1 protein-coding gene is annotated in these 220 nt (G+C 47.7%); it reads right to left on the bottom strand.

Features of this window, described 5'->3' with window-relative positions; all coding sequences use genetic code 11:
- A partial coding sequence (locus AN391_RS20650) for an Ig-like domain-containing protein (protein ID WP_235576518.1) occupies window positions 1-220 on the bottom strand: 220 nt, incomplete at both ends.

Raw genomic sequence — 220 nt, 5'->3', positions numbered from 1 at the left:
GTTGCTGTGCCTGAAATAGTCGGTGTGGTGTCATTAGTATCACTCACCGGATCAATTATTACTGTGGGCGCTGCGGTATCAACCTCACCAGTTGTGGTGGCTGTGGTTTCATTACCTGCAGAGTCGGTGATCGATACTTCAACGGTAAATTCACCTTCACTTAACTCATTAGGCACATCTACACTAAAGGTGCCATCGGCTTGCACTTCGGTCGTAATGG

It is taken from the genome of Pseudoalteromonas sp. P1-13-1a, from assembly GCF_001401875.1.
Lineage (GTDB): Bacteria > Pseudomonadota > Gammaproteobacteria > Enterobacterales > Alteromonadaceae > Pseudoalteromonas.
The sequence above is the reverse complement of the archived record's forward strand: the minus strand, read 5'-3'. Positions and strand labels throughout refer to the sequence as shown.